This window comes from Globicatella sp. HMSC072A10 (genome assembly GCF_001811625.1).
GTDB classification, from domain to species: Bacteria; Bacillota; Bacilli; order Lactobacillales; family Aerococcaceae; genus Globicatella; species Globicatella sanguinis.
Window position 1 is genome coordinate 18,097 of sequence record NZ_KV805681.1, and the last position, 20,160, is coordinate 38,256.

Here is a 20,160-nt window from a genome sequence, read left to right on the forward strand (position 1 = left end):
GAATTAAGGATTCTTAGTCTTTATAACATTATTTTGCGAATTCAGCCGCATTTTTACCCGCGATGCGTCCAAATACCGAAATGTCGGCCATTGCCGCTGAACCTAGACGGTTAGACCCATGAATGCCACCGGTCACTTCTCCTGCAGCATAGAGTCCTTCAATTGCTTCACCATCAGTATTTAATACTTGAGCTTCAGTATTAATTTTTAATCCGCCCATGGTATGGTGAACAGCTGGGCCGGCTTTTAACATATAGAATGGCGCTTCTTCAATAGTCCAACCTAACATACGAAGATTCCATTCAGGGTCTTCATTCTTCTTAGAATTTTCATTAAAGGTCGCAACCGTTTCTTTTAATTGTTCTTTATCGATATCAAAATGCTCTGCTAATTCATCGAGTGTATCAGCTTTAACTAATAGTCCGCGTTTGAATAAGCTTTCTGCTTCTGCCGGGTGAGAATGAATTGTCCCAGTGGTTTCAGAAGATTTTTCATCCCACACAAGGTAACCGACGTGATCGGTTTGTTCTTTGATTGCCAATGAAATGGCACGACGAGTATCTAATTCTTCTACAAAACGAGTTCCTTCTTTATTAACTAATAGGGCACCGCCAACAAGGCGAGTATCTCCTACATAAAGTAATTTACCAGTTTCAACATCACAAATAGGATATAATTGGATTTTATCCATCCCAACGGTATCAGCATTAAGTGCTTGAGCCATGGTAATACCATCACCAGTTGCACCAGGTGAATTTGTTGATAAGACATGTTCATCTACTTCAGGGTCATTTTCGTATAACATTTCATCATTGGCACCAAACCCACCAGAAGCTAAGACTACTGCATCGGCTTTAACCGTTAAAATTGAAGTTGGGGTTTCAACTTTCACACCTACAATTTTACCATCTACAGCTAAGAGTTCTTTTACATCGTGTTCAGTTAAAACTGGGATTCCTAATTCTTCAGCTTTTATTTTATATTTGGAAATTAATTCATTACCCGTGTGACCTTCAGGAATTAAAGAACGTTTCACGGAGTGTCCACCAAAGAACATTAATGAGTCTAACCATTTTACGCCAATTTCATCACGTAACCATTCAGCGGTAGGAGTAGCATTTTCTGCCACAACTTTAATTAATTCAGGGTCACCACCAGCAACTTCAACGTCTTTCATAAAGTTTTCAGGTGAATCTTCAATGCCTTCTTTTTCTTGTAACCAGTTGCCTGGTGCTGCATATTCACCACCTGAAATCAGAGTGTTACCCCCAACTACCGGTAGTTTTTCTAATAGAACCACGTCAGCTCCTTCTTGTTTTGCCGTCACCGCTGCAGCGAATCCACCACCACCAGCACCCACAACTACTACGTCAGTTTCCATTGTTTCCTCTGTTTTTTCGGTAACTTTTTCTGATTTACCTTGGAAGTTTTTAGTATCGCCGCCTGCTTTTTCAATCGCTTTGGTTAATGCGGTAATAAAAGCTGTTGAGGTTTGTGAAGCTCCTGAGACAACATCTAACTCAATTGATTGATTGTTAATGGCTTCTTCAACTAAACGATTAATGGCCTCTTCGCCCAATCCGCCTGTTTCGCCATGTTCGGTTTGAATGTCGATGATCTTGCCATCTTCTAAAGTAACGGTAACAGTAATGTCACCACCCGACCCGGTCTCGGTCGCTGAAGCAGTTTCTGCTGCCATAATCTGTGGAGTGAAAGAAGTAACAAATAAAGTGATACTTGTAGCCACTAATAGAATGACTGATAAAATTTTTGAAATGTTTTTCATCAAATAAAATCCTTTCTTTACTATATTATTGGACTATAAATATATAAAATATCCAACTACGATTTTAACATCAAATATTGTGCAAAGATACACATAAAAAGTAAGCGTTTGATTAATGATATGAAAAAATACTCATAATTTACTCATAAATACTTAAAGCATATTATATAAGGCCTAGCAGCTTTAAATAAAGTCCAATAAAGAATATATTTTGTGTTTATAGTTTACTTTGAATGACATTATTTATTGAACTATGCTATATTATTCTCAAAGAGGTGAAGTTTATGGAATTCGAAAAAATTGAAAACGGCTATGTTAAACGCAATGAACAAGGTGAGATTATAGCAGAAATTACATTTGAACCAACAACGGACCCAGCAGTGGTCATTGCCAATCATACTTATGTTGATCCTGTGCTGAGAGGGCAAGGGGTTGCAGAAAAATTATTAGACCATTTAGTATCCGAAATGGCTAAAGAGAATAAGAAAATTAAAGCTCAATGTAGCTATGTTGTTGCTAAATTCGAAAAGGAAGCCGATAAATACGACTGGATTAATGCGGTTAAACAATAAACTCCTTTGCAAGATTGTAAAATAAAATGCGACCAAATATAAACACTCATAACAGTTAAAAAGTGAATATAAATCGAAAGAACACAAAAAAAACAATGAAACTCTTTTTATAAGTAATGTAAACGGTTATAATAAATATATAGGCAATGTTTATTAATTTTTTTAATAGAGGAGTGTAGAAATGAAAATTACCAAAACGGCAGTAGCTGGTACACTTGAATCAAGTGATATCATGATTACTGTAAGCCCAAATACTGAGGAAGAGGTCAGTATTAATTTAAGTTCGAGTGTAGAAAAACAGTTCGGCGCGAGAATACGAGAAGTGATTGAGAAAACGCTTTCCAACTTAAAGATTGATTCTGTTTTAGTGGAAGCTGTTGATAAAGGTGCTTTAGATTGTACTGTTCAAGCTAGAACAATTATTGCAGTGAACCGTGCACTCGGAGTAACTGATTATGACTGGAAGGAGATTGACTCATGGAACGTTTAAGAAGAACTATGATGTTTGTCCCTGGATCAAATGTTGCAATGTTACGTGATGCTGCAATCTATGGTGCAGACTCAGTGATGTTTGATTTAGAAGATTCTGTTTCATTAAAAGAAAAAGATTCAGCTAGAGCCTTAGTACATTTTGCTTTAAAGACATTTGACTATTCGAATGTTGAAACTGTAGTTCGTATTAATGCTTTAGAAGATGGTGGCGATCTTGATGTTGAAGCAGTAGTCTTGGCAGGAGTAAATGTTATACGATTACCAAAAACAGAAAATGCTCAGGATATCATTGATGTAGAAGCAGTAATTGAAAAAGTTGAGCGAGAAAATGACATTGAGGTTGGTACCACGAAAATGATGGCGGCAATTGAATCTGCAGAAGGTGTACTTAACGCAAGAGAAATCGCTAATTCAAGTGAGCGTTTAATTGGGATTGCATTGGGAGCAGAAGACTATGTGACAAACATGAAAACCAGACGCTATCCTGATGGAACTGAACTTTCATTTGCTCGAAATATGATATTACATGCAGCACGAGCTGCTGGTATTGCTGCTATCGATACTGTTTATTCAGATGTTGACAACACCGAAGGGTTTAAAGCGGAAGTATCATTAATTAAACAGTTAGGATTTGATGGTAAATCAGTCATTAACCCGAGACAAATACCATTAGTTAATGAAATATATACACCAACAGAAAAAGAAATAAACAATGCTTTAGCTGTTGTGGCAGGAATACGTGAAGCAGAAGCTAAGGGGTCGGGAGTTATTTCAGTTAACGGAAAAATGGTGGATAAACCGATTGTTGAGCGTGCTGAACGTGTATTAGCACTCGCTAAAGCAGCAGGTATTATCGAGGAAGGAGAATACTAAGATGGTAGTTAATAAAGTTGGACGTGAAATTCCTTCGGAATTAGCAAACACTCACGGCGTATTTGAAGGTGAAACAACTAATATTAAAAATTTTAATCGTACCCAAGCGAATGTCACACCCGTAACACCGGGCAATAAAAAATTATTATCGAGCATCCGTGAAGCGATTGAAAAAACAGGATTAAAAGATGGAATGACGATTTCTTTTCATCACCATTTAAGAGAAGGTGACTTTGTTCTTAACATGGTTATGGAAGAAATTGCAGCAATGGGGATTAAAAACATTTCTATTGCACCATCGTCAATTGCTAATATCCATGAACCACTAATTGAACATATAAAAAATGGTGTTGTTACTAACATAACTTCTTCGGGATTACGCGACAAATTAGGTGCAGCGATTTCAGAGGGAATCATGGAAAATCCGGTAACTATTCGTTCACATGGGGGACGTGCTGGAGCTATTGTAACAGGCAAAATTCATATTGATGTGGCATTTTTAGGTGCTCCAAGTTCAGACGAATATGGTAATGCGAACGGGACTTCTGGTTCAGCAGCTTGTGGATCATTAGGGTATGCAAAAGTTGATGCTGAGTATGCCGATAAAGTGGTTGTTATTACAGACAACTTAAAACCTTATCCTAATACGCCTATCAGCATTCCACAAAAAAATGTTGATTATGTTGTTGTTGTTGATCAAATTGGTGATCCAACAGGTATAGCAAAGGGGGCGACGCGATTTACAAAAAATCCTAAAGAATTGTTAATTGCTGAATACGCAGCTAAAGTTATAACAAGTTCTCCATACTATAAAGAAGGATTCTCTTTCCAAACAGGAACAGGTGGGGCGTCGTTAGCCGTAACTCGCTTCTTAAGAGAACAAATGATTAAAGACAATATAAAAGCCTCTTTTGCATTAGGAGGTATCACCAATGCAATGGTTGAGTTATTAGAAGATGGTTTAGTAGATAAAATCTTAGATGTACAAGATTTCGACCAACCTTCAGGTCAGTCATTAGGACGGAATGCAAACCATTATGAAATTGATGCAGATTTATATGCTTCGCCGTTTAATAAAGGTGCAGTAATCAATATGTTAGATGTTTGTATTTTGTCAGCATTAGAAGTAGATACAGACTACAATGTCAACGTGTTAACAGGATCTGATGGTGTCATAAGAGGTGCTTCTGGTGGGCATTCTGATACAGCATTCGCATCTAAAATGAGTATGGTAATATCTCCATTGATTCGCGGACGTATCCCAACATTTGTAGAAAAAGTTAATACTATCATCACACCTGGAACTTCAGTGGATGTGGTAGTAACTGAAGTTGGTATTGCTATTAATCCTAATCGTTCTGATTTAATTGAACACTTTAAAGATATTAAAGTTCCAATTTTTACAATAGAAGAATTAAAAGAAAAAGCTTATTCCGTAGTTGGAACACCAGACCCAATTGAGTATGGGGACAAAGTTGTCGCAGTTGTTGAATATCGAGATGGCACAGTTATTGACACCGTTCGCAATGTCAAATAGTCAAGTCTTTGATGGAGAAAGTGTAACATTACTTGAAATGTTACAAGCTAGGGAAGAACGACAAGAATTGCAAAGAAATATTTTTTTAAAAGCTCCCCAGGGAACACTTTTATATATCACAATGAATATTCCAGGTGAGATAAAAAACTCAAAAATATTAAAAAGAGTTTTTGAATGCGAACTAAATAGTTTGCAACGTAAATTTTCAAAAGAAACGATTCTAACTCGTTTCGTAAGTAACAAAACAGGAAATGAAGCGTATATACTATTATCAATCAATCCGGTATTACTTAAGAAAAGATTGATTAAATATGAGGAAGAAAGTCAATTAGGTCGATTATTAGATTTAGATGTTCATTATAAAAACAAAGAAAATATATTTCAAATAAGTCGAACTGAGATTGGTTATCCACCTCGAAAATGTTTTCTTTGCGATAATATCGCTAAAGAATGTGGACGGAGCCGTTCCCATTCTTTAGATGATATTCGACTTTACATTAGTAAGAAGGTCTTAAACTATCTAGAAGAGAATAGTAATTAAAAATAAAAATAAAAAATTTACAGAGGTGCATTATGAAAAACTTAAAGTTCTTTGGATTAAACATTAAGTTGTTTATCGTTTTTGCTTTGTTAGTGATTCTTGCGATGTATACAGGCGTATTATCTAAGGACCTAGCTGGCGGCATCGCAATTATGATGGTTATTGGTATTATCTTTAATGAAATTGGTGAGCGAATCCCAATCTGGAATTCATATGTTGGGGGAGGGCTTGTTTTAGCTTTCCTAGGAACTGCCTTTTTAGTTCAGTTTAATGTAATCCCTACAGAATATGTCGAATTAATGGATCAAGTTACATCCAAACCAATGGGAGTGCTAAACTTTTTCATCATAGCCCTAATTACAGGATCCATTTTAGGCCTAAATCGTGACTTAATGTTAAAATCCTTCTCAGGATATATTCCAGCCATATTAGGTGGACTTGTCGGTGCAGGAATTCTAGGTGTTTTAGCAGGGTTATTATTTGGAGTAAGCCCAACGGACACTATTATCAAATATGTTCTACCAGTTATGGGAGGGGGTAACGGTGCTGGTGCAGTACCATTATCACAAATCTATGAACGGGTTACTGGTGATACAGCAGCTAATTATTATGGTTTTGCGATTGCTATCTTAACGATTGCTAATATTTTTGCAATTATTTCAGGTGGTATTTTAAATAATATTGGGAAAAAATCAACAAATTTAACTGGTGATGGCAATACATTGATTCGTAATGCTGATGAAATCAAAAGTGATAAAGAAAGTTATGAAATTTCAATCAAAGATTATGCCGGAGCTATTTTAATGGCCTTAACTTTCTATCAAGCAGGTCGTCTTTTGTCTGAATTGTGGGAAAATTATATATTACCTTCAATCCCGATTCATGCATTTGCTTTTATGATTATTTTAGTAGCACTAGCGAATGCATTTGATTTAATACCTGGTAGTTTACGTATGGCTGCTAAAGATGTTCAGTCATTTTTCTCTAAAAACTTAGTATTAGTTATTATGGTAGGGGTCGGAGTTTCAACAGATTTAAATGAACTATGGGCAGCTATATCTCTAGGTAATGTTATTATTGCAGCAGCAATTGTTATCGGTGCGATTTTAGGATCAGCGATTGTTGGTTGGATGGTAGGCTTCTATCCAATCGATTCAGCTGTTACTGCTGGACTATGTATGGCTAACCGTGGAGGATCAGGAGACTTGGCCGTTTTAGGGGCAGCTGACCGTATGGGCTTAATTTCTTATGCCCAATTATCTTCACGTTTAGGTGGAGGAATGGTATTGGTCATAGCATCAATTTTATTCGGATTTTTCCTATAAGATTAGCATATTTTAAACAGCTTTGCTTAGACGTAGCACTTGACTCTTATCGAGTGCTCACGTCTTTCTTTATAAATACTAGAATTGACAAAAAAGATAAAATAATTTTTATTGAGCATGAATGTACAAATGTAATTTGATATAATGTGATTAACAGATAAATTAAGGAGAGTGGTAATATTATGACGGAAAAGCATTTAGTCGGCATCACTGAAACCGTTCTAAGAGATGCGCATCAAAGCTTATTGGCGACCCGCATGCCTTTTGAAGACATGAAAGACATTTTGCCGGTACTCGATCAAGCTGGATATGCTTCTTTAGAATGTTGGGGCGGCGCGACTTTCGACGCATGTATTCGCTTCTTAAATGAAGACCCTTGGGAACGTTTAAGAAATATCAAAGCATTAGCTCCTAATACGCCGTTGCAAATGCTATTGCGCGGGCAAAATTTATTAGGTTATCGTCATTATGCGGATGATGTGGTCGATAAATTTGTCGAGAAAGCCGCAGCCAATGGGATTGATATTTTCAGAATTTTTGATGCCTTAAATGATATGCGCAACACCAAACAATCGGTTGAAGCAGTCAAAAGGACAGGAAAGGAAGCGCAAGTCGCCATTGCATTTACAACGAGTCCTGTTCATACCGATGAGTATTATGTTGGATTAGCAAAAGAAATTGAGGGCATGGGCGCTGATTCACTGTGCATTAAGGATATGGCCGGCATTCTGACGCCTCAACGTGGCTATTCGTTAATTAAATCGATTAAAGAGGCAGTGTCGATACCGGTAATTGTCCATACGCACGCAACCAGTGGCGTTTCACAAATGACGCTTTTAAAAGTGGTAGAAGCCGGTGCAGATCGAATCGATACCGCCATATCACCATTAAGCGAAGGGACTAGTCAACCAGCAACAGAATCATTAGTGATTGCATTAGAAGAATTAGGCTATCAAACCACAGTTGATCACGAGAAATTAGATTTAATTGCTGAACACTTTAGAAAAATGCGAGATAAATATTTAGCCGAAGACTTAATCAATCCTAAAATGTTAACTGCTGATCCACGGGCTTTAATTTATCAAGTGCCAGGTGGAATGTTGTCTAACTTAAGTTCTCAATTGAAACAAGCAGGTTTGGCTGAAAAATATGATGAAGTGTTAGCGGAAGTTCCACGGGTGCGTAAAGATTTAGGTTATCCTCCATTAGTGACGCCACTTAGTCAAATGGTTGGAACACAGGCTACAATGAATATTGCAACTGGTGAACGATACAAGATGGTTTCAAACGAAGTTCGCAGTTATTTAGTTGGTAAATACGGTAAGTCCCCGGTGGCAATCGATGAAATGTTCCGCCGTAGTATCATGGGCGATGAAAAAGTCATTGATTATCGACCAGCCGATGATCTAGAAGCTGAATTTGGAAAGCTAACGTTAGAGATAGGTGACTTAGCTAAAAGCGAAGAAGATGTCTTAATTTATGCTCTGTTTCCAGAGGTTGGGAAAAACTTTTTAATGAAGCGTAATCAACCTGAAGAATCAGTGGTGAAAGTTACAGCCTATATTTAGAAAGGATGAAGCCGATGGAATTTACAATCATTGATGGAATAAATTTAACAGTCTCTGCCATATTAATGGTGGCCTTTACACTTATTTTAATCATGTTTTGTATACAGTACGTGAGTAAATTGGTGGAAAAATACGAGCGAGTACAAGATGTTTTGCAACAAACAGAAGGAGCAAACAAAAGTGCCCCATCGCAACTCTATCCGTCAGCAAGTTCAAATGCATTGTCAAAAAAGAGCTTGTTTGAAGAAGATAAATTAGCAAGAGTAGCGGTGTTAACGGCATTAGCCCATGCGAGTGAAGGTGAACCAGATAAGCGTTTTGAAGTAGTTTCTGTTATAAAAAAATAGCAACCGATATGAATGAGGATGCTTCTTTAAAATAAAATTAAACAATCCAGAAAGGATGAATTTCATGAAAAGATATGAAGTAGTGGTTAATGATGAAGTGTTTGAAGTGAGTTTACGAGAATTAAAAGCAGATGAAACAATTGAAGTAACGCCTCAAACATCAGCTGCCAAAACAAATGATACCCCTGTTGCTTCTACAACAAGCAATCAAGAAGGAGTTGTGGTCAGCGCCCCGATGAGTGGTGTGATTATGAAAATATTAGTTAAAGAAGGCCAAAGTGTCAAAGCAGGCGATAACTTATTTATTCTAGAAGCAATGAAGATGGAAAATGAAATAAAAGCCACTCAAGATGGTGTAATCAAATCAATTTTAGTGACGGAATCGCAACAAGTTGAAACGAAACAAGAATTAGCCGTAATGTAGGAGGGATGATATGTTAGAAATTATCAGTGAATTAATTACTAACTCCGGATTTGCTGCTCTTTCTGGTAAGAGTTTTATTATGATTGTGATAGCTTGTGTGTTGCTTTATCTGGGGATTAGAAAGCAATATGAACCGTATTTAATGATTCCTATTGCCTTTGGGATGTTACTTAGTAATTTACCTATTTCAGGTATTATGGACCCAGGTAATGGCATCGATCCAGGAGGGTTATTATATTATTTATATCAAGGAACTAAGTTAGGAATCTATCCACCCTTAATATTTTTATGCTTAGGTATCGCAACGGATTTCGGTCCGTTAATAGCGAATCCGATTACGATCCTATTAGGAGGCGCTGCACAATTCGGTATTTTTGCGGCCTTTTTCCTTGCCTTATTATTTGGAATGACGCCCCAAGAAGCGGCTTCCATTGGCATTATCGGCGGAGCGGATGGACCGACAGCCATTTTTACTACAACGCGCTTGGCACCACATTTATTACCAGCGATTGCGGTAGCGGCTTATTCTTATATGGCTTTAGTGCCTGTTATTCAGCCACCGATTATTCGAGCATTAACGACTAAAGAAGAACGGAATGTTGTGATGGAGGAACAACGAAAAGTTTCTCAAACAGAAAAAATTATTTTTCCGATCGTTGTAACTATTTTAGTTAGTTTACTAGTGCCTAGTGCGACGACTTTAGTAGGGATGTTAATGTTAGGAAATTTATTGCGTGAGAGTAAAATAGTACCGTTATTAACCGATGCATTACAAAATTCAATGATGTATATTGTAACGATTTTATTAGGAACAACCGTCGGAGCAACCGCTACTAGCGAAATCTTCTTATCACCGGATACCTTGTTAATTATCGTGTTAGGATTGATTGCTTTTGCATTCGGGACTGCTTCAGGTGTGTTAATCGGTAAAGTGATGTATAAATTTACTGGTGGAAAAATTAATCCAATGATTGGTGCTGCCGGTGTTTCAGCTGTGCCAATGGCTGCTCGAGTGGTACAAAAAGAAGGACAATTGGAGAATCCATCCAATTACTTACTGATGCATGCGATGGGACCGAATGTGGCCGGAGTAATTGGTTCCGCTATTGTGGCGGGTGTCTTGTTAGCGATGTTTAGTTAGAGTTTAAATGAATAAAATGATACCCTCAAAAGGCTGAATTCTACTGCCTCCTAAATCCGGATAAGGACAAAGGGAGCGGGAGCCGTTTGAGGGTATTTGTTATGATAATAATGATGCTAACCAGATGATGAGTTTTACCACATTGGGTAGGACAATAATTGTATAGAGCATTCGGATAATTTGGGTACTCGCTATTCTAGCCAAATCGCCTCCTAATTCTCCGGCAATCAATGAAATATCAGTTGCGCCAGCTGGAGAAGAAGAAAATAAGGCTGATTGTAAATCAATGAGTCCCCGGCGATAGATAAAGATAGAATAGAAATAATTGAGCGTTAAATAAGAGGCCAATAAAATAATTGCTGGCATAATTAAATTAAACATATTTAGCAGACTCTCATGAGTAAAGGTCGTCCCAATAATGGAACCAGCACAAATTTGAGCGGTATATCTAAGAGCGGGTCTTAAAGGTTGACTACCACCGTATAATTTGATTAATAACGAAGCGATTAAAGCACCGATTAGTGTTCCTACTGGTAATTGTGAATAGTAACCAATAATACCTCCGATTAGCGAGATGAAAATAACATAGAGATCATTTTTGATAGGTGGGTGGGATTGTTTGTGATCGCTAGATGTCGTTTTATTGCTACCATTTTGAACTGGCGTCGCATTGAGTCGTTTTAAAATAAACTTAATCCAATTTGGCAAGATAAGGAGCATTCCGACTAAGCGAATGGTTTGCATTGAAGCTACGACATCTGCTTGAGCGCCCATATCAATACTCATAAGTGAAACATCCATGATACCACCAGGTAAGCACATCAGTAGCGCTGTTACTAAATCAAATTTAAAAACAAAATGAAAGATAAACCCAACTAAAATCATATTGAATGTAAATAAAGCTAAAAGCAAAGCGACGGGTTTACGCATTTTAGGAAGATTTTCTAAGTCAGAGTGATTAATCAATTGACCAATGTATGCGCCACTTAAGATTTGCGCAAATAACTTTAAGTTACGAGGCACATAAAGGTTACCAAATAAAACATTGATGATGGCCACGATCACCATACTGCCAATCATGAAAGCAGCTGGAATATTGAGTTTTTTAAATAATAGGCCACCTAGTAAGCCAATCGATAACGTGAGTGCAATTTGTTCAATCATTCAAACACCTCTTTAAAGAACTATATTTATTATTATAACATTATAGCGGCTAATCATATACATTAGATTGGATTTAAGCTCTAAATTTCAATGACCAATACATTCAATGCAAATTGATGTAAAAAATTATCGAAAAATCTTTGCATTCAAGAAGATGTCATGGTATTATAATAATGTTGCAAAATGCACAGTAATAACTCTAATTTAGCAAATAGATTAGGGCAGAAAGGACGAAGAAAATTATGAAACAAGGAATTCATCCAGAATATCAAAAAGTCGTGTTTATGGATACTTCAACTGGTTTCCAATTCTTATCAGGTTCTACTAAATCATCAAATGAAACTGTTGAATGGGAAGACGGTAATACTTATCCATTAATCCGTGTTGAAATCTCTTCAGATTCTCATCCGTTTTACACTGGACGTCAAAAATTCACTCAAGCCGATGGTCGTGTGGATCGTTTCAACAAAAAATACGGTTTCAAAGACAACAACGCTGCAAATTAATTCTAGTAGCTTAAAAACATTGATATATCAACGTTTTAAAGGTTTACCATGTTATGTGGTAGACCTTTTTTTGTGCTTCGTACTAACTTTTAACTAACTTTTTTTGAAAAGTACTCAAACATAATGGTGTTTTTTGAAGAAATGGGAGTGGACCAGAAGTAGAAAATTGAATAATTTTCCTTCGTCGGCCTACCCCCGCATAGTTGAGTAGGCCTCAAACAAGTCGAAAGACGATTGAGGCCACTCAACCCCTGCGCTATAAATTAACGTGCATTAATTTGACTGAATTTTTCAAGATTAATCTCAGCTACATTAAGACGCACTTTGAGACCACTCAACCACTGTGCTTTTAAATAACGAATGATAACTTGACTAAATTTATCAAGTTTATGCCCATCCCAAAAATATAGTGAAAATATTGTTGAATAACTAGACTTTTTCACCACTAGATATAAGTTTTACTAATTCATTTTATATACCACATTGTGATAATTAATATTTATAACTAAACATAAGAATACAAATTAACTGTTAAACACTGATATAACAACCAATGATCGTGAATAAGAGCCGCTGCATGAATTATTATTGACTTGTGAATAAAAACTATACTATTAGCTCAGCTTATAGTAAGTCTGAATATTAATTATTTTTTTTATTGGCAAAGACTTGCTATAATGAAAGCGTAAACAAAACAGCGTTTACATTTATTAAAGAGGAGGTATTGTATGAACTTCGATTGGATTAAAGTGAGAGCTGTGACTCATAGTGATAAAGTTGCGATTATTGAGCCAGCTAAAAAAAGAGAATGGACTTATCATGAATTGAATGTCCGTGCAGAGAACTTAGCGAATTATCTTGTTGAGCAAGGAGTTCAAAGAGGAGATAGAGTGGGGGTATTTGCACCAAATGATGTTGCGATTGCCGATTTTTTCTTTGCTTGTATTAAGATGGGAGCTGTATTCATCCCATTAAATTGGCGTCTTAAGCCATTAGAGGTTGCGAAAGTTGTTGAAGATTCAGGAACGAAATTCATCGTAAACGCTGTTAACCATGAAGACCGTTTGGAAAATGTTCCCAAAGAGTACATTAAATTAAACATTGATTTACCGGAGTATGATGAGATTGTCAATCCAGCTAATCACCATCCATTTGAATCTGTAGATCTTGAGTTGAATGATCCAGCATTCTTAATCTACACAAGTGGTTCAACCGGAACACCTAAAGGGGTGCTTCATACGCATCAAAGTTATCGTAATAACGCCTTTAACGAGATTTTATCATTTAACTTAACGGAGGAATTACGTGTTATTATCAATGTGCCGTTATTCCATATTATCGGATTTGTTGATATGTTAATTCCTGTTTTAATGTTAGGTGGAACGATTGTATTAGAACGCTATTTTAATGCTCAGACTTTAAATAGTATGATTCGTGAGTATCGTCCAAATACTTTAATTATGATTCCAACGATGTATTATGCGATGCTTGCATCACCTGACTTTGCACCAGATGTTTTAGAAAGTGTTGATTTAATTGTTTCTGGTGGCGCGCCGCCATTACCACAAATTGCGCAAGCTTTTGAAAAAATGGGCAAACCCATTATGAACATTTATGGTTTATCTGAAGTGCCTTTAGTAACGTTCAATCGTAAGGAATTTGCGAAAAAAAATCCAGCAGCTATTGGCCAACCATTAATGAATGGCAAGATTAAGATTGTTGATGACCAATTAGAAGAAGTTGGAGTTGGCGAAGTGGGTGAATTATTAGTAGCGGGTGCCAATGTGTTTGCAGGCTATTGGAATTTACCTGAAGAAGATGAAAAAGCCTTCCACGAGGGGTATTTTAGAACGGGTGACTTAGCAACTCGTAATGAAAAAGGTGAAATAACAATTGTTAATCGTCTGAAAGAGTTAATCATTACCGGTGGCGAGAATGTTTTACCTTCTGAGGTAGAAGCGATTCTTAATAAACATCCATTAATTAAGAGTGGCTTGGTAGTGGGATATGATAATCCGAAATATGGAGAGTCAGTATCAGCAGCCATTATCTTAAACCCTGAAGCACGCGATTATGAAAACTTTGAAGCGGCTTTAGATGAGTTTATGATGAAAAACTTAGCAGGGTATAAAGTACCAAAACTATACTTAGTACTAGAAGAAATCCCATTGAATTCAGTTGGTAAACCTGATCGTTTAGAAATTCAACGGATGATGAATGAATACGCAAAAGAAATTGATGATCCTGTTAATCACAATAAATAAATAATACGAATATGGAGGAAATTATTATGTCAACTAAACAAGAATTATTAAATAGATTATATCCTGAGGATGTTTTAAAATTATCTGCTGATTTAACCGAAGGAGAAGTAAAGGTTTTAGCGCAATTGGTAGAACTTTTAGAAAGTAAGTATCGTAAAGATTTAAATAAACATTGGACTAATTGTACAGTACCAGAAGGCTTCTTTGAAGATTTAGGAAAATTAGGTTATAAAACAAACCCATTATTATTTGAAGGTCGTGAAGGCGCGAAAGCACCAAGTCAATTATTTGAATTCTTCTTCACTTATACTTTAGCTCGTTTTGATATTTCCTTAGTTACTTTATTAGGTGTTCACTCAGGATTAGGATTTAATTCATTCTTATTCGGTGGGGATGACGCACAACGTAAAGAATATTTACCGAAATTAGCTTCTCATGAATTAAGAACTTGTTTCGCTTTAACAGAACCATTGCATGGTTCAGACGTAGCGTGGGGATTAGATACTACTGCTCGTCGTGAAGGAGATAAATGGATCTTAAACGGTGAAAAACGTTGGATTGGTGGCGCAATTGTAGCGGATGTCATTCCAGTTTATGCACGTGATGAAGAAACAGGTAAACCAAAATGCTTCATTGTTGAAAGAGAAAAAGCAGGTGTTGAAATTGATGTGATTGAAAATAAAATTGCGTTGAAGATCGTTCCTAACTGTAATATTAAGTTAACGAATGTTGAAGTAGAGGAATCAAAACGTCTACAAAACATTAATGGCTTCAAAGATATTGCCAAAGTATTATTCTCAACACGTGCAGCTGTTGCGTTCATGGCAACGGGTGGAATGGCAGGAGCTTTACAAGCAACCTTGAAATATGTTAAAGAACGTGAGCAATTCGGTAACAAGATTGCAAGTTATCAATTAGTTCAAGAAAAATTAGCAATGATGCAAGCAAACTTAACACAAGCAATGTCATTATGTGTCCATATTGCGAAGTTACAAGAACAAGGCGATTACAATGAAGTGGTGACGTCGATTGGTAAAATGATTAACTCATTACGCTTGAGAGAATCAGTAGCAATGGGACGTGGTATCTGTGGCGGTAATGGTATCGTAGCAGATTACGATATTGCACGCTTCTTCTCAGATGCTGAAGCAGTTTTCACTTATGAAGGAACACATGAAGTTAACTCACTTATCATTGGTCGAGCAATGACAGGTGAAGCAGCATTTAACTAAAAGTGCTACAAGATGACGAGGAGGAAATAATATGACCATTAGAAAAGCAACCGTATTGGGTGCTGGCGTGATGGGGTCGCAAATCGCGGCCCTTCTCGTTAACGCCGGTATTCAAGTAGAATTACTTGACGTAGTAATTGATCAAAATGATAAAAATAAATTATCTAAAATGGGGTATGATCGCATTAATGATCGTAAAAAACCGATGTTATATGATGCAAAGTTTTTAGGGAATTTATCCTATGGAAACTTTGATGATAATTTAAAAGAAGCTTCTGATTCTGATTTATTTATTGAAGCAGTAAAGGAAGATATCCAAATTAAACATGATATTTGGAAGAAAATCGCTTCCGTAGCGAAGGATACAGCCATTTTAGCGACTAATACTTCTGGTATTCCAATTGAAATGATTGCTAAAGTCTTATCAGATGATGAAAGAGCGCGCTTCCTAGGAATGCACTTCTTCAATCCACCACGCTTCATGAAATTAGTAGAATTAATTCCTAATTCAAAAACAAGTGACGCTACAATGGAAGTGGTGAGTGACTTTGCAATTAATGGCTTAGGTAAAGGAGTTGTAACAGCAAATGATGTCCCAGCCTTTATCGCTAACCGTATTGGTACGCATGCAATGGCGGACAACATGGCCAGAGCTGAAAAACTAGGTTTATCAGTTGTTGAAGCAGATGCTTTAACTGGAAAAGTTATTGGACGCCCAATGGGAACCTATGCTTTATCAGACTTAGTTGGATTAGATATTGCAACTTCAGTAGTTAAAGGTATCATGATGAATCCAAGTGAGACGGAACATTTCACTTTACCAGACTTAATGCCAAAATTATTAGAAAAAGGTTTATTAGGTAATAAAGTAAAACAAGGATTTTACAAGCGTGAAGGTCGCAAAAAATTAGTTATTTCACCGGATACATTAGAATATACAGAGGTGGAAATGCCAGCGTTACCTATTTTAGCTCAATTTGGTCGTAAATTAAAAGATAATTTAGATATTATCTTTAATAGTGACGATCCAGCTGGAAAATATTTATGGGAAACCTTAGCAGCATCGTTTTATTACTCAGCATTAAATGTGCCAAAAGCAGCGAATGATTATAAAGATATCGACCGTGCTTTAGTTTGGGGCTTCAATTGGCAAAAAGGACCATTCCAATTATGGGATTTAATGGGATTCGAACGTGTTAAAGAACGCTTAACAAAAGAATATGGATCTTTACCAGAATGGGTAGCGAATCGTACTGAACCGTTTTACCAACCAGGTGAGCGCTTAGAACAAACGACGTCGATTGAAGAGAAAATTGAAAAAGATCTATGGGATGGAGAGGCTTCAAGATTTAGTGTTGTCAACACGGATCAATTATTGTTCAAGTTTAAGACACCGAATAATACGATTACTGATGGTTTATGCGAGGATTTAATTAAAGCAGTTGATACATTAGAAAATGAAGACTATTCAGGAATGGTTATTTATTCTGATGGGCCACACTTCAGTTTAGGTGCGAACTTGTTAATGATGAAAGCAGCTATCGAACAAGAGCAAGTAGATGAATTAGTTGGAGGTACTATTTCAGTATTACATAATGCTGTCAATCGTATGCGTTATGCAACTAAACCAATCGCAACCGCAACTCAAGGGCGTGCTTTAGGTGGTGGAGCAGAAATTTTATTAGCGTCACCATTTGTTGTAGCAGCAGCTGAATCCTATATTGGTTTAGTAGAAGTGGGTGTTGGTTTAATTCCAGGTGGTGGAGGTTTAGCAGAATTAGCTGAACGCGCAACCATTGGTAATGATCAAACGTCTAACAAAATTCAAACCTTAGCCAAAGTAGTGATGAATGTGGCTCAAGCTAAAGTGGTGATGAATGCTTATGAAGCGCAAGAAAACTTATTCTTGAAACCAACAGATACCATCATTATGAACGGTGATCGTCGTGTTGATGTGGCTTTAGACCGTGTTCGCTTTGAGGCTAATGCCGGCTATGTTCCACGTACAAAACGTACTTTTGCAGCTTTAGGCACAGACTTCATCGGTGTGGTTGAAGGGCAATTAGATTCTATGAGATTAGGTCATTTTATTAGTGATTACGATATGGAAATTGCGTTAGCATTAACCGAAGTATTAGCAGGTGGCGAGGTGCCAAGAGGGACACTCGTTAATCAAGAATACTTACAAAGCTTAGAAAAAGCCCAATTCACACGTTTAGCGAAAAATCAAAAAACATATGAACGTATTGCACATATGTTAAAAACTAGAAAGCCGTTAAGAAATTAATGGATGAACAATGGAGGGGAAAAATATGGAAGAAGCATACATTGTCTCTTATGGCCGCTCAGCTGTAGGAAAAGGAAATAAACGCGGAGCATTTGCCAATGACCGTCCTGATGATATTGCGGCTGAAGTTTTAAAAGGGGTCATTGATCGTATCGAAGGACCATTCGATCCAAACTTAATAGAAGATGTGATTGTAGGATGTGCTTACCCAGAAGCAGTACAAGGAAATAATTTTGCTCGTACGATTGCGTTAAGAGCAGGATTACCTTATACCGTTGCTGGTCAAACAGTCAATCGTTTCTGTTCATCAGGTTTACAAACGATTGCAACAGCAGCTAACTCGATTATGGCTGGGCAATCCGATGTGTTAGTAGCAGGTGGCGTTGAGTTTATGAGTGCCGTGCCAATGTTAGGAAATGAACCAACTAATAACCCGACTTTACAAAGAGAAGGAGTCGGAGCAGGAACGCCAATGGGCTTAACCGCTGAAAACGTGGCTGAAAAATATGGTGTTTCACGCGAAGATCAAGATGCATTCGCCGTCCAAAGTCATCAACGTGCTTTAGCTGCCCAACAAGCAGGTCGCTTAGCAGATGAAATTATACCAGTACAAGTTAACAAAGTGACTTATACCGCTGAAGGCCCGGTAGTAACGAAGGAAGAATATAAAACCGACGAAGGCATTCGTCCGGGGACGAATATGGAAAGCTTAGCGAAATTACCGACGATCTTTAAAGCAAATGGATCGGTAACAGCAGCGACTTCATCACAAATTAGTGATGGATGCGGATTCGTAGTATTAATGTCAGGCAAGAAAGTAAAAGAATTGGGTATTAAACCGATTGCGAAGTTTGTTGGATTTAAAGCTGTAGGGGTAGATCCTAAATTAATGGGGATTGGACCAGCTTATGCAATTCCAGAAGTATTAAAATTAGCAGAACTTACTTTAGATGATATTGACTTAATTGAATTAAATGAAGCTTTTGCCTCTCAAGCTTTAGCTTCTATGCGTGAATTAGGAATTAATCAAGAAATTACTAATGTTAACGGAGGAGCAATTTCATTAGGACATCCACTAGGTGCATCAGGGGCTATTTTAACAGCACGTTTGTTAGCTGAAATGAAGCGTCGTCCAGATTCAAAATATGGCATTGTCTCAATGTGTATTGGTGTCGGAATGGGAGCAGCCGGAATTTTTGAATATATTCACTAGTATCCGTGACACAGGAGGATTAGAATGGAAAATCAAGAGTTATTGATCAATATTGAAAATTCTATCGCCACCTTAACGATTAATCGTCCAAAATATGGTAATGCTTTATCAAAAGATAATTATCGCGCAATAATGGAAGCGATGAAATCTTTTGAAGACAATGAAGAGGTTAGAGTCATTATCATTACCAGCACTGGAGACAACTTCAGTGCTGGGGGTGATGTTACCCAGTTTAAGGTAGCGATTGAAACAAAAACACATATTCCTTATGATACAGTAAGGGAAACAGGTTATATGATTGAAGCCATTATAAAAAATAAAAAGCCCGTCATTGCAGCTGTAGAAGGTTTTGCAGTAGGTGCAGGTTTTGGGTTGGCGATGGCTTGTGATTTTATCATCGTTGGCGAAAGCTCAAGATTAATACCCGGATTTTCAAATATGGGCTTACCGGGAGATACAGGATTAATTTATCGCTTGTATCGTGCGGTTGGTAGTTTTCGTACACGTCGTCATCTAATGTTAAATGAAACAATCAATGCCTCATTAGCAAAGGAATATGGTTTAGCATATGATGTCGTTCCTGATCAAACGGTTTATGCGACAGCTTTAAAATTAGCACAAAAACTAGCAAAAGGGCCATATATTGCCTATGCTTACCAAAAAGAAATGATGGCTATCATCGAATATCCAGCATTAGATGAATTCAATCAATTAGAAGCAAAATATATGCATGAGGCATCTAAACAAGCCAATCATTTTGAAGCCGTAGAGGCATTTTTAAATAAGAGACAGCCCAACTTTTAATATAGGGAGATAAAGACTCATTACGAGTGGCTGGGCATAAACTTGATCAATTTAATTAAGATTATTGTTCATTAATTAATAGCG

General features: G+C 37.0%; 18 protein-coding genes. 16 read left to right on the forward strand and 2 right to left on the reverse strand.

All coding sequences use genetic code 11. From position 1 onward, the window contains the following. Positions 1-28: 28 nt before the first annotated feature. Entirely contained in the window at positions 29-1,786 is a 1,758-nt protein-coding gene (locus tag HMPREF2811_RS03760) for a flavocytochrome c (RefSeq protein WP_071408167.1), read from the reverse strand. Between the two features lie 284 nt (positions 1,787-2,070). On the opposite strand from HMPREF2811_RS03760, the gene HMPREF2811_RS03765 reads away from it, so the two are divergent. The 10 genes from HMPREF2811_RS03765 (at position 2,071) to HMPREF2811_RS03810 (ending at position 10,606) form a co-directional block, all read left to right on the forward strand. Further along, positions 2,071-2,358 carry a GNAT family N-acetyltransferase gene (locus tag HMPREF2811_RS03765; RefSeq protein ID WP_071408168.1) on the forward strand — a complete coding sequence of 96 codons (288 nt, stop codon included), beginning with the start codon at positions 2,071-2,073 and terminating at the stop codon, positions 2,356-2,358. A gap of 181 nt (positions 2,359-2,539) precedes the next feature. Then, on the forward strand, positions 2,540-2,848 hold the full coding sequence (gene citD, locus HMPREF2811_RS03770) for a citrate lyase acyl carrier protein (RefSeq protein ID WP_071408169.1): 309 nt from the start codon (positions 2,540-2,542) through the stop codon (positions 2,846-2,848). Next, positions 2,836-3,723 carry a citrate (pro-3S)-lyase subunit beta gene (gene citE, locus HMPREF2811_RS03775; protein ID WP_071408170.1) on the forward strand — a complete coding sequence of 296 codons (888 nt, stop codon included), beginning with the start codon at positions 2,836-2,838 and terminating at the stop codon, positions 3,721-3,723. Before citD ends, citE begins: the two co-directional genes overlap by 13 nt. Before the next feature lies 1 nt (position 3,724). Further along, entirely contained in the window at positions 3,725-5,260 is a 1,536-nt protein-coding gene (gene citF / locus HMPREF2811_RS03780; protein ID WP_071408171.1) for a citrate lyase subunit alpha, read from the forward strand. Beyond that, a complete protein-coding gene (gene citX / locus HMPREF2811_RS03785; protein ID WP_071408172.1) occupies positions 5,250-5,801 on the forward strand; it encodes a citrate lyase holo-[acyl-carrier protein] synthase in 552 nt (183 codons plus the stop codon). Before citF ends, citX begins: the two co-directional genes overlap by 11 nt. Before the next feature lie 32 nt (positions 5,802-5,833). Next, on the forward strand, positions 5,834-7,126 hold the full coding sequence (locus HMPREF2811_RS03790; protein ID WP_071408173.1) for a 2-hydroxycarboxylate transporter family protein: 1,293 nt from the start codon (positions 5,834-5,836) through the stop codon (positions 7,124-7,126). Between the two features lie 182 nt (positions 7,127-7,308). Then, positions 7,309-8,694, forward strand: coding sequence for an oxaloacetate decarboxylase subunit alpha (locus tag HMPREF2811_RS03795; RefSeq protein ID WP_071408174.1), 1,386 nt, complete (start codon positions 7,309-7,311; stop codon positions 8,692-8,694). Positions 8,695-8,708: 14 nt separating this feature from the next. Then, positions 8,709-9,041 carry an OadG family protein gene (locus HMPREF2811_RS03800; protein WP_071408175.1) on the forward strand — a complete coding sequence of 111 codons (333 nt, stop codon included), beginning with the start codon at positions 8,709-8,711 and terminating at the stop codon, positions 9,039-9,041. A gap of 64 nt (positions 9,042-9,105) precedes the next feature. Then, the gene (locus tag HMPREF2811_RS03805; RefSeq protein ID WP_066126287.1) at positions 9,106-9,465 is read left to right on the forward strand and encodes a biotin/lipoyl-containing protein; all 360 of its coding nucleotides are present in this window, start codon (positions 9,106-9,108) and stop codon (positions 9,463-9,465) included. A 10-nt stretch (positions 9,466-9,475) separates the two neighbouring features. Continuing rightward, complete coding sequence (locus tag HMPREF2811_RS03810) at positions 9,476-10,606, forward strand: sodium ion-translocating decarboxylase subunit beta (protein WP_071408176.1); 1,131 nt, start codon at positions 9,476-9,478, stop codon at positions 10,604-10,606. A gap of 99 nt (positions 10,607-10,705) precedes the next feature. Here the strand turns inward: HMPREF2811_RS03810 and HMPREF2811_RS03815 are convergent, their stop codons facing one another. After that, the gene (locus HMPREF2811_RS03815) at positions 10,706-11,770 is read right to left on the reverse strand and encodes an AbrB family transcriptional regulator (RefSeq protein WP_071408177.1); all 1,065 of its coding nucleotides are present in this window, start codon (positions 11,768-11,770) and stop codon (positions 10,706-10,708) included. 242 nt (positions 11,771-12,012) lie between these two features. Between HMPREF2811_RS03815 and HMPREF2811_RS03820 the strand changes: the two genes are divergently transcribed. The 6 genes from HMPREF2811_RS03820 to HMPREF2811_RS03845 all read left to right on the forward strand — a co-directional run bounded on the left by HMPREF2811_RS03820 (position 12,013) and on the right by HMPREF2811_RS03845 (position 20,076). Beyond that, complete coding sequence (locus HMPREF2811_RS03820) at positions 12,013-12,276, forward strand: type B 50S ribosomal protein L31 (protein ID WP_066126293.1); 264 nt, start codon at positions 12,013-12,015, stop codon at positions 12,274-12,276. A 728-nt stretch (positions 12,277-13,004) separates the two neighbouring features. Beyond that, entirely contained in the window at positions 13,005-14,540 is a 1,536-nt protein-coding gene (locus HMPREF2811_RS03825) for a long-chain-fatty-acid--CoA ligase FadD (protein WP_071408178.1), read from the forward strand. Between the two features lie 26 nt (positions 14,541-14,566). Then, complete coding sequence (locus HMPREF2811_RS03830) at positions 14,567-15,772, forward strand: acyl-CoA dehydrogenase FadE (RefSeq protein WP_071408179.1); 1,206 nt, start codon at positions 14,567-14,569, stop codon at positions 15,770-15,772. Between the two features lie 31 nt (positions 15,773-15,803). Then, positions 15,804-18,059: a 3-hydroxyacyl-CoA dehydrogenase/crotonase FadB gene (locus HMPREF2811_RS03835; protein WP_071408180.1), complete on the forward strand. Its 2,256-nt coding sequence runs from the start codon at positions 15,804-15,806 to the stop codon at positions 18,057-18,059. Positions 18,060-18,084: 25 nt separating this feature from the next. Then, a complete protein-coding gene (locus tag HMPREF2811_RS03840) occupies positions 18,085-19,272 on the forward strand; it encodes a thiolase family protein (protein ID WP_071408181.1) in 1,188 nt (395 codons plus the stop codon). A 24-nt stretch (positions 19,273-19,296) separates the two neighbouring features. Then, complete coding sequence (locus HMPREF2811_RS03845) at positions 19,297-20,076, forward strand: enoyl-CoA hydratase/isomerase family protein (RefSeq protein ID WP_071408182.1); 780 nt, start codon at positions 19,297-19,299, stop codon at positions 20,074-20,076. The last annotated feature ends 84 nt before the right edge of the window (positions 20,077-20,160 follow it).

Excerpts from the sequence above, each read along its gene's own strand:
- citE (WP_071408170.1), top strand. The coding sequence starts at position 2,836 with ATGGAACGTTTAAGAAGAACTATGATGTTTGTCCCTGGATCAAATGTT.
- HMPREF2811_RS03840 (WP_071408181.1), top strand. The coding sequence starts at position 18,085 with ATGGAAGAAGCATACATTGTCTCTTATGGCCGCTCAGCTGTAGGAAAA.
- HMPREF2811_RS03800 (WP_071408175.1), top strand. The coding sequence starts at position 8,709 with ATGGAATTTACAATCATTGATGGAATAAATTTAACAGTCTCTGCCATA.
- HMPREF2811_RS03830 (WP_071408179.1), top strand. The coding sequence starts at position 14,567 with ATGTCAACTAAACAAGAATTATTAAATAGATTATATCCTGAGGATGTT.
- HMPREF2811_RS03820 (WP_066126293.1), top strand. The coding sequence starts at position 12,013 with ATGAAACAAGGAATTCATCCAGAATATCAAAAAGTCGTGTTTATGGAT.
- citX (WP_071408172.1), top strand. The coding sequence starts at position 5,250 with ATGTCAAATAGTCAAGTCTTTGATGGAGAAAGTGTAACATTACTTGAA.
- HMPREF2811_RS03815 (WP_071408177.1), bottom strand. The coding sequence starts at position 11,770 with ATGATTGAACAAATTGCACTCACGTTATCGATTGGCTTACTAGGTGGC.
- HMPREF2811_RS03765 (WP_071408168.1), top strand. The coding sequence starts at position 2,071 with ATGGAATTCGAAAAAATTGAAAACGGCTATGTTAAACGCAATGAACAA.
- HMPREF2811_RS03790 (WP_071408173.1), top strand. The coding sequence starts at position 5,834 with ATGAAAAACTTAAAGTTCTTTGGATTAAACATTAAGTTGTTTATCGTT.
- HMPREF2811_RS03805 (WP_066126287.1), top strand. The coding sequence starts at position 9,106 with ATGAAAAGATATGAAGTAGTGGTTAATGATGAAGTGTTTGAAGTGAGT.
- citD (WP_071408169.1), top strand. The coding sequence starts at position 2,540 with ATGAAAATTACCAAAACGGCAGTAGCTGGTACACTTGAATCAAGTGAT.
- citF (WP_071408171.1), top strand. The coding sequence starts at position 3,725 with ATGGTAGTTAATAAAGTTGGACGTGAAATTCCTTCGGAATTAGCAAAC.
- HMPREF2811_RS03845 (WP_071408182.1), top strand. The coding sequence starts at position 19,297 with ATGGAAAATCAAGAGTTATTGATCAATATTGAAAATTCTATCGCCACC.
- HMPREF2811_RS03810 (WP_071408176.1), top strand. The coding sequence starts at position 9,476 with ATGTTAGAAATTATCAGTGAATTAATTACTAACTCCGGATTTGCTGCT.
- HMPREF2811_RS03760 (WP_071408167.1), bottom strand. The coding sequence starts at position 1,786 with ATGAAAAACATTTCAAAAATTTTATCAGTCATTCTATTAGTGGCTACA.
- HMPREF2811_RS03835 (WP_071408180.1), top strand. The coding sequence starts at position 15,804 with ATGACCATTAGAAAAGCAACCGTATTGGGTGCTGGCGTGATGGGGTCG.
- HMPREF2811_RS03825 (WP_071408178.1), top strand. The coding sequence starts at position 13,005 with ATGAACTTCGATTGGATTAAAGTGAGAGCTGTGACTCATAGTGATAAA.
- HMPREF2811_RS03795 (WP_071408174.1), top strand. The coding sequence starts at position 7,309 with ATGACGGAAAAGCATTTAGTCGGCATCACTGAAACCGTTCTAAGAGAT.